This window comes from Pseudomonas lopnurensis (assembly GCF_015070855.1).
Lineage (GTDB): Bacteria > Pseudomonadota > Gammaproteobacteria > Pseudomonadales > Pseudomonadaceae > Stutzerimonas > Stutzerimonas lopnurensis.
Genome location: NZ_JADDIX010000029.1, coordinates 1 through 5,272, shown reverse-complemented (window position 1 = coordinate 5,272; position 5,272 = coordinate 1). Strand labels below are relative to the sequence as shown.

2 protein-coding genes and 2 pseudogenes are annotated in these 5,272 nt (G+C 64.2%); all 4 read left to right on the top strand.

The genetic code is table 11. From position 1 onward, the window contains the following. A pseudogene (locus tag IN820_RS06240) lies at nucleotides 1-228 on the top strand (type VI secretion system tip protein VgrG); the annotation flags it as partial. A 7-nt stretch (nucleotides 229-235) separates the two neighbouring features. Beyond that, complete coding sequence (locus IN820_RS06235; protein ID WP_193680147.1) at nucleotides 236-1,099, top strand: DUF4123 domain-containing protein; 864 nt, start codon at nucleotides 236-238, stop codon at nucleotides 1,097-1,099. Further along, nucleotides 1,096-4,716: a toxin VasX gene (locus tag IN820_RS06230; RefSeq protein ID WP_193680146.1), complete on the top strand. Its 3,621-nt coding sequence runs from the start codon at nucleotides 1,096-1,098 to the stop codon at nucleotides 4,714-4,716. Before IN820_RS06235 ends, IN820_RS06230 begins: the two co-directional genes overlap by 4 nt. 4 nt (nucleotides 4,717-4,720) lie before the next feature. Beyond that, a pseudogene (locus IN820_RS06225) lies at nucleotides 4,721-5,272 on the top strand (hypothetical protein); the annotation flags it as partial.

Here is a 5,272-nt window from a genome sequence, read left to right as displayed (position 1 = left end):
CTCGATGCCGGCGGCATCACCCTCGGCGGCCCCGTCATCCAGGCCAATACGGGCGGCAGCCCGAGCAAGGGCTCGGGGGCGAGGCCGATCCTGCCGGGGCAGGTGAAGCCGGCGAATACGGACAAGGCCGGAAAGTTGTTGATCCCGGCGCAGCGGCAGGCGTTGCTGCAGAAGAAACCCTTGTGCGCCATCTGCGAGGCCGCAAAGGCGGAGGCGCGCAATGCATGAGCCGCCGATGCCAGCCCTGCCTGGAACCCTTCCATGGGATGCGAACAGCTACCTGCTGCTCGATGGGGTCAGCGTGGAAGCGCTTTCTCGCAAACTCTATCAGTGGTCGGAAAATCCCGTATTCGAACCGCTATACCTTCGCACCGAATGGCAGGAACTGGCCGACCTGTCGCCTTGCCTGATCGCCCTGAACGGCCAGCATGATCCGATCATGCAAAGGTTCATCGACAACGCCGCGCGCGAATGGGGCTACCTGCTGTTCACCCATGCGGGATTCGACGAAACGCTGCGACACCTGCGTTGGCTGCTTCGGGTCAGGTGCCAGGAAGACGAAACCGTCCTGCTGCGGCTGGCCGACCCGGCCGTTGCCCATCGGTTGCTTGCCATCGGCAATCCCAGGCTGTTCGGTCCCATCGAACAACTGTGCATACCCGATGCGATCGAAGGAGTCTGGTATCGGCACCGACGCGCCGGCCCAATACCCGATCAGAGAGACGCCCAGCCCTATCGCCTGAGCGATCAGGAGCTGACGGCGCTGGGCGAAGTGAGCTTTCGCCAGACCGTCATGGCAGTGGATGAGCACATGCGCACATTCTTTCCCACGTACCAGCCGGCCATACGTGGTCGCGAACGCCTCCGCCACCTGCGCGAACTGGCCGAGCGGGCTTACCAGAGTGGGATGTGCTCCGAGCGCGAGATACTGCTGTTCGCCAACGTCTTCGGCTTCCTGGGTGGGCAACCGCTGGACAACCACCCGGACATCGCTCGCCTGCTCGATGAAACCTCGTCGCAATCGCCCGCTCAGCGTGTCGAACAGGCCGCACGCCTGGCCGAACGACGCGCCACGGAGAAAGAAGGGATGCTCTCATGACCGTGCAGACACCGCCCCGCAACAATGCCAACCTCGCCGCCGACGCGGCGTCCTGCAGCGACAGCCGCTCGGCGACCGGCACCTGCCCGCTGATGAAGGCCGAGGTGCAATTACTGCCCCTGCGTTACGGCCTGACCGAACGGGTCGATCCCTCCGCCGACCTGCCCATGCCCTTTGCCCTGCAGAGCCGGCCGCTGGGCCTGCGCCTGGTACGCGACGGCTACCTCTACATCATTGACGACGGCACCGGCCATCTGCACGAATACCGGATCGAGCGGGGCATCATCACCAAGCTGCTGTGGAAAGACGCGGAAGTCCGCGCGGACGTGCGCAGCAACGCCATCGGCGAACCGCAGCTGATCTTCCCCAGGCGCAGCAGGCTGCATGTCGCCTACTCCGAACTGCAATGGACCGCGCGCAAATGCACCCAGGTGCTGGCCAGCCAGGATGATCGTGAACACTTCATGCAGGCCGTAGACCTGAGCCGGGTCGATCCGCAGCGAGGCGCTACCCATCTGCTGACCCGTCAGCAGGCGCAAACCTGGCTGGCGGAGGTGGTGCAGAACAAGCTGCACACGGATGAGCGGGGGCGGCAGAGCTTCCCGGAACACCAGCGCCAGGCGGTCGAGGCCGGCGAGCCCCACCCCGAGGAACTGCAAGTCTACGCCTGGGAAGACCCGCCGCTGTTTCGCGATACCCACATCGGCGAACTACTGGGCCAGGTTCTCCCGCGCTACGAGCACGACAACCTGTTCCTGGTGCTGCGCGACGACATCGGCGTGATGCGCGACCTGGCTCAGTATCAGGACAAGGTGGTCGGCTGGATCGAGCAATGGATCGAGGGCGGGGCGCAACCGGGGGCCAATGAACGCGACTACGTGCTCGCCTGCTATATCGAATCGCTCTCGCAGATCAGCGAGGCGGAACTCGACAAGCTCGCCAGTCATTCGCAGTCGCCAGCGGTCCAGGCCATGCTGGGCAAGCTGGAAGCCCTGCCCGAAGCGGATCGCGCGCAGACCCGTGGCGCCTTGCTGATCTTCCTCAACAACAACGAGCCCTACCCTTCACCCGACGGCAGGGACCACCCCGCAGAGCTTCAGGCCGAGCTGGACGTCATACGGCAGCGCAGCATCAAGTTAGGCCGGGCCGGCTTCGGCCTGCCGTATGAACTGAAAATGGCTACCGAAGGCTATTACACCCGTACCAAGCTACTCGCCCTCGGTGCCCAGCAGGCATTCATCGAAAGCGAACTCCATGCCCTTATCGCCCTGAGGAAGGAGCACGGCGGGCGGACCAAGGACATACTAAGCGGCGCCAAATTCGGCCAGCGTGGCATTAATGACCTGATCGACCGCCCGGCCATGGACGCCTTCCTGGCCAGCCACCGGCCGAACCTGCAGCGCTGGAACACATTGCTGGATCGCATCACCGCAGACCGCACGCAGATGGTCACCGAACATCGCTTCCACCGCGCGGCCTGGTACTACGACGCCCAACAAGCCGAACAAGTGGGGCTGGCGTTCGCCACGCAATACGCCTGCCTGAAGGACATCTGCCGCAGCGACGTGGCCAGCGAGGCGCTGTACGCCTGGCTCGAGGAAACCCCCCAGTACGACCGCCCGCTGTTCCATACCCTGCCGCTGAACGAGCAGAGCACGCTGGCCGTGCAATATGCCCTGATCGGCGTGGCCGGCTACACCGTGGCCAATGCCCTCGCCGAGTGGATGCAGACGCTGAAGACCCTCGAACAAGGCAAACTGCCGGCCCTCGACGAACTGCCAGAGGCCACCCACGCCGTGGCCGTCAGCGCCCAGGCCACGTTCGACCCGGCCCTGACCCTGGGCATAAGCCGCGCCATGGAAACCTTCTACCAGGGCGTGGGCCAACAGCAGGTGCCGGAACTGGACGAGCTGTTCCGCAAGCTGCCCAAGGCAATGCCCGCCCGCCTGCTCGATGCCGCGCAGCACACGGGACTGACCTTCACCTTCGCCAGTGACGTGGAAAAGGCCGTGCTGCAACGCGACCTGCGCGATGTCATCGACGAGCGCGGCGAACTGCGCCGCCTGCTCAGGGAGCGCAAGCGGGTCAAGGCCAGCGCCGGGCACAAATCGGCCAATGCCCAGGCGCTGCTGGCCGAGATTCGCCGCGTCCGCGCCCTGCTCGACACCCTGGAGCCGCGCCTGGCGGCGGCCCTGAGCCCGATCGCCGAACTGCCGGAGAACAGCGTCCGCGTGGCCGGCGCGGCGCCGGGGCGCGCCGGCATCACCCTGATCCTGCCGCCCGCGCAGTTGCAGGAAGTGGCGAGCGGCCTGCGCAACCTGCGCAACGGCTACGGCGCCGCCAGCAGCTTCAGCAGGCTGGGGGATGGCGTGGGGTTGGCGGTGTTTGTCGCGCAGATGGTCAATTTGGTGCAGGTCGTTCGGGAAGTCACGACTCAATCTCCAGGGCAAAGGGACTGGGTACAGTTTTTCAGCTCCCTTTTCGCCACCGGCGCTGCAGGTTTTGCAGCAGCCCAGGCGATTGCCGATACGGCTCTCAATGCGCGCAGTGCCCAACTGGTGCAGGGCTTGCAGAACCATGCGCTGCAAGCGGTACATGTGCAGATGGGCAAACTGCATCTTGGCCTTGGTGGCTTTGGATATTTCGCAGGCGCTATAGCCTCCGCCATAAGCAGCCTGGATCATCATGGTGAGTGGCTTGGCGCAGTCCGCAGCGGCAATGCCCGCGTCCAGCAGGGCGCGGCCCTGGCATTGGCTGGTTCCAGCGGGATGCTGGCCAGTAACACCTACGGTTTTGGCCATACCGTGCGTGCTGGTTGGGAGGTGCTTGCCAAGACAACCGCAGGATCGGCAGCACGCCAAACTGCTTGGGCAGTGGCCGGCACCCGGCTATCCAGCGTATTTCTGCGCTTCAATATCGCCGGAGCCTTCTTTACCGCCCTGGAGCTGGGCGGCACCTGGTGGTACAACCGCAACGACACCTCGCCCCACGACGACTGGCTGCTGACCACACCCTGGAGCCGTGATGCCGCCAAACGGCAAAGCTATCCCCTGGCAACCTACCAGCAGCGCCTGCTCGGCGTGATCCAGGCACCTTCGGTGCGGGTCGAGCATGGCAGCCATGGCAGTTGGTGGCGCGACCTGTTGCTATCGCCCGCCAGCAGCGAGATCACCCTCGCCCTGCCGGGGCTGAGCCGGGCAGCGCTGGTACCGCCGCTGGTCGGCCGGCCAACGGCACGGCTTGGCCTGGGCGCCTACCGTATTCGTACCATCCGTTACGACAAGGGCCAATCGCCGGTGCAGTGGTATCCCATCACCGACCTGATCACCGACGACCTGATGCTGGCCACCGCCGAGCCACTGCAACTACGGGTACCGCGTCCGGCTCCGCTGGAGGGCATCACAGGCGGCATTGCCCAAGAGGAGCTGCTGCTGGATATCGTGATCGAAACGCTGGACGAGCAGGGCCGCTACCGGCCGGAACGCCATACGATCCGCCTTTCCCCGTACAGGGAAGGCGACTATACCCCCACCCAACAGACTATCCTGGGCCAAGCCGCGCCGCTGTTGCCGGTCGACCCACTCTTGCTGCCGGAAACCGACGATGCCAACCGATAAGCCCATGGAAGCCCCTACTCTCGAACTGGATCGGAATCACAAGGCGGGTGATATGGTCGGCTTCCCCGGTGGCCAGGTCAGTTACCTGGCGCCCTTGCCGTTGCCCACTGGCCAACCGGCCCAGGACTATGCTCATGCGGTTGGGGAGGTCAACGATACCTATCTGGACTTCGGGGTTGGTCTTCCTCCTGTATTTGGTTGGCAATTAACTCTGGGCGGGCCTTTGGGGGGATGGGCGATGTCTGCCGTCTTGTTTCCTTTATTGATGTTCGTGGGCACTCCTTTATTGGGGGGGGGGCTTACTGAATCAATAGAAATGGCTGTCGGGGTCTTTGAGCATGGAGTCCCGATTGGGTCAGCCGTTGCTCTATTCGCATTGGCTCTCGGTTTGGGTATTTGGCTGCATAAGCATCTCCAGCACCGCAAAATCATCCCCACCCGCTTCAATCGCCAACGCCGTGAAGCCTGCTTCATTCCGGAAGGCCACACCGAACCGATCTTCGTTCCCTGGGAATCCCTCTCCGCCTGGGTAATCCAGGCTCAGGGCACCACCCAG